This window comes from Bartonella sp. CL435QHHD (assembly GCF_042195095.1).
GTDB lineage: Bacteria > Pseudomonadota > Alphaproteobacteria > Rhizobiales > Rhizobiaceae > Bartonella.
On sequence record NZ_JBHINS010000021.1, the window covers coordinates 1 to 2979 of the forward strand.

The 2979-nt window shown below is 39.6% G+C and carries 4 protein-coding genes; 3 read left to right on the forward strand and 1 reads right to left on the reverse strand.

Translation table 11 applies throughout. From position 1 onward, the window contains the following. The 3 genes from ACFILH_RS00740 to ACFILH_RS00750 form a co-directional block, all read left to right on the forward strand. Window positions 1-934 (forward strand): replicative DNA helicase (locus tag ACFILH_RS00740; RefSeq protein WP_375667220.1); only part of this gene is annotated, 934 nt, incomplete at its 5' end. Between the two features lie 85 nt (window positions 935-1019). Beyond that, the gene (gene ssb / locus ACFILH_RS00745) at window positions 1020-1460 is read left to right on the forward strand and encodes a single-stranded DNA-binding protein (RefSeq protein WP_375667221.1); all 441 of its coding nucleotides are present in this window, start codon (window positions 1020-1022) and stop codon (window positions 1458-1460) included. Between the two features lie 15 nt (window positions 1461-1475). Beyond that, window positions 1476-2006 carry a hypothetical protein gene (locus tag ACFILH_RS00750; RefSeq protein WP_375663006.1) on the forward strand — a complete coding sequence of 177 codons (531 nt, stop codon included), beginning with the start codon at window positions 1476-1478 and terminating at the stop codon, window positions 2004-2006. A gap of 9 nt (window positions 2007-2015) precedes the next feature. On the opposite strand, the gene ACFILH_RS00755 is transcribed toward ACFILH_RS00750, so the two are convergent. After that, window positions 2016-2639 carry a hypothetical protein gene (locus tag ACFILH_RS00755; RefSeq protein ID WP_026017333.1) on the reverse strand — a complete coding sequence of 208 codons (624 nt, stop codon included), beginning with the start codon at window positions 2637-2639 and terminating at the stop codon, window positions 2016-2018. Window positions 2640-2979 lie beyond the last annotated feature (340 nt).

The following is a 2979-nucleotide window of genomic DNA, read 5'->3' on the forward strand; positions in this document are numbered from 1 at the left end:
CATTGCAAAAGCACTTAACATGGCAAGTGCAGCGAAAAAGCGTTCCTCAAGGCTCTCAGGGATAGCTACCCATATCAAAACCCTTGATGAGAAAATGGGAGGGCTACAAGCATCTGATTTGATTATCCTTGCGGGGCGCCCTGGAATGGGGAAGACCTCACTGGCTACCAATATTGCTTTTAATATTGCCAATGCTTGCAAGCGTCATGATAACAGCCAAGCCAATGAAGGGGGTATTGTTGGTTTCTTCTCACTTGAGATGTCAACAGAACAGCTTGCAACTCGTATTATCTCAGAGCAAATAAAGGTTTCTTCTTCTGATATGCGCCGTGGTAATATATCAGAAGAGCAATTTGCAAAAATTATTCACGCAATGCGTTCCTTACCAACAATCCCTCTTTATATTGATCAAACGGGGGGTGTCTCCCTTGCACAATTGGCCGCCCGTGCAAGGCGTCTTAAACGACAACATGGTCTAGATGTCTTGATTATCGATTATATCCAACTCATGACAAGCGTTTCAAAGCGTTCATTAGAAAACCGCGTTCAAGAAATTACAGCCATTACCACCGGATTAAAAGCACTTGCAAAAGAACTCAATATTCCCATCATTGCTCTGTCACAACTTTCACGTCAAGTTGAAAACCGAACCGATAAACGTCCGCAACTCTCTGATTTACGTGAATCTGGTTCAATCGAGCAAGATGCCGACATTGTTCTGTTCGTTTATCGTGAAGAATATTATCTCAAAAATGAAGAACCCAAAGAAGGCACTGCTGAGTATAGCAAATGGCAAGATGCAATGGAGCAAGCCAAGGGTAAAGCCGAGGTTATTATAGCAAAACAACGCCATGGTCCGACAGGAATCGTTCCCCTTGCCTTTCAATCCGATTTTACACGCTTTAGTGATTTAGCACATAATGTAAAACATTAAATAATTGTTATTAGATAACTGAAAACATTGTAAAAACACATAAAACATGTTATGATCTTTACATCATTTAATGGGACTTACAAACATGCTTAATAAAGTGATTTTAATTGGTCATTTAGGTGCCAATCCAGAAAGCAAAACAATGTCATCTGGCATCGAGGTGGTCAATTTTCGAATGGCAACGTCTGAGAGCTATACAGACAAGGCAACCAATAAAAGAATAGACAAAACCGAATGGCATTCCATTGTGGTGTTTAATCCACATCTTGCAAAAATAGCACTCCAGTATCTAAACAAAGGTTCAAAAGTTTACGTAGAAGGAAAATTACAGACACGCAAATGGCAAGATAAAAACGGTGTTGATCGCTATGTAACAGAAGTCATATTGCCTCAGTACAAAGGCGAGTTAAAGCTTTTAGATGGCAAAAATGATGATAATCAAGATCAGTCATCTGCTTATGACAGAAGCATTTACAGACCTCTTGATACGCCCCATACCGTTATGAATGACAGTGTTCCTTTTTAAATAAAAGGCGGTGTTATGAAAAAAAATAAAAAGAGGGGACGCCCTAAAATAGCAGGGCAGGTAAGAGAACCAAACGGACGTATATCACGTGCAAAAGCACCGCGTGAAGCCGTTGATAAATTGGCAATAGAAATGCGTGCAAAGCGCTTCGGTTTAACGCTACAGGAGGCAAAAAATCCACTTTCTGGGTCTTACATAGGGCGGCTTTGCTTGCAAGGCGTGCTTACACAAGAGCAATATGACGCCGCCCAGCAATATCTACAGATAAGAAACGATTACCTTTGTGCAAAAGGCTTGCCTAATGCGATTTATGACGAAATGCCGTCATCTTCAGATGATAAGGCAAGAGATAAGTGGGTAGCATTTGCAACAGAGCAGTTTATAAACACGCAAGAGGCACTAAAAGAAGCCCAATGCCTCTATAGACAGTATAATCTTCATGCTGCGCTACAGTACCTCGTGATAGAAGATCAAATGTTACCACATCTTGTGAATTCGCTGCGTGTTGCTCTTAATGTGCTTCAGAAACATTTTGATCGTAAATGACAATCTCTATTACGGTTTCATTATATCATATATCGTTGGTAAGTCTCTGCAAAATCTAGCGACTTGTTTAGTGTTTTCATAATCACCGGTGCTCACGTCAGATACTACAACTATCATTTGTGTTTTGGGGCTAATGCCAGTTCCAGTCGAATTACTAAGAAATTTTTTTGCATAATAAATCATTGGATTTTTGCTGTTATTGGATTCGTTGTATGCCCACATAAAATCTCTTTCACTCCAATTATGTTCATAACGTAAACGACTTATTACATTGGGTAGCATTGCCCATGACATTTCTTCATTATACTCACCCCGCAATAAATTCACAAAGCGTCCACATAAAATAACGAATACGTGACGATGCAATACAGGATCAAATTTGGAAGGCATCTTATGATGGCCACGGCTGTATACAAATTCTTGTGCTTGGCTTAGCTTATTAAAATGCGTAAAGCCAGTATATTCTTTACTCGCGTATTTGTCGTAAAGTTGATTATACTTCTCTATAGTATCTACACTTGTAAACATACGCGTCAATTTGTCTATAAATCCAAATGACGCTGATGCAGGTAGCGCTGATATAGAAAAGAAAGCTATAAATGTTATGATGCGTGTTATGGATAATGATTTCATTATTTTGGATCCTTAATTATTCATAAGCGCTGTTTAACCGATTCCCTTTGAAATTATCAATATGTGTTATTTTAGTGTTGACAAAGTGTAGCAAATCGTATTTAATGACATTGCTGTACTTGGTCGTACTGTATCTAGACGAGAGGCAGTGCAGTTTGGAATCCCCGCATTTGCGGGGTTTTTTATTATCTGGAGGGCGTATTTTATGACATCAGAAAATACACATCAGGCTCCACAACCCATTAAAAAGCGTATACCACCAAAGGCAGGTCAAGGGCGTGTCAAAGGCGTTCCGAATAAGATGACGCGCATTTTAAAAGAAGCAGTGGTTAAGGCTGCT

What these genes read in the sequence shown, in the direction of transcription:
- ssb (WP_375667221.1), top strand. Translation starts at nt 1,020, where the DNA reads ATGCTTAATAAAGTGATTTTAATTGGTCATTTAGGTGCCAATCCAGAA.
- ACFILH_RS00750 (WP_375663006.1), top strand. Translation starts at nt 1,476, where the DNA reads ATGAAAAAAAATAAAAAGAGGGGACGCCCTAAAATAGCAGGGCAGGTA.
- ACFILH_RS00755 (WP_026017333.1), bottom strand. Translation starts at nt 2,639, where the DNA reads ATGAAATCATTATCCATAACACGCATCATAACATTTATAGCTTTCTTT.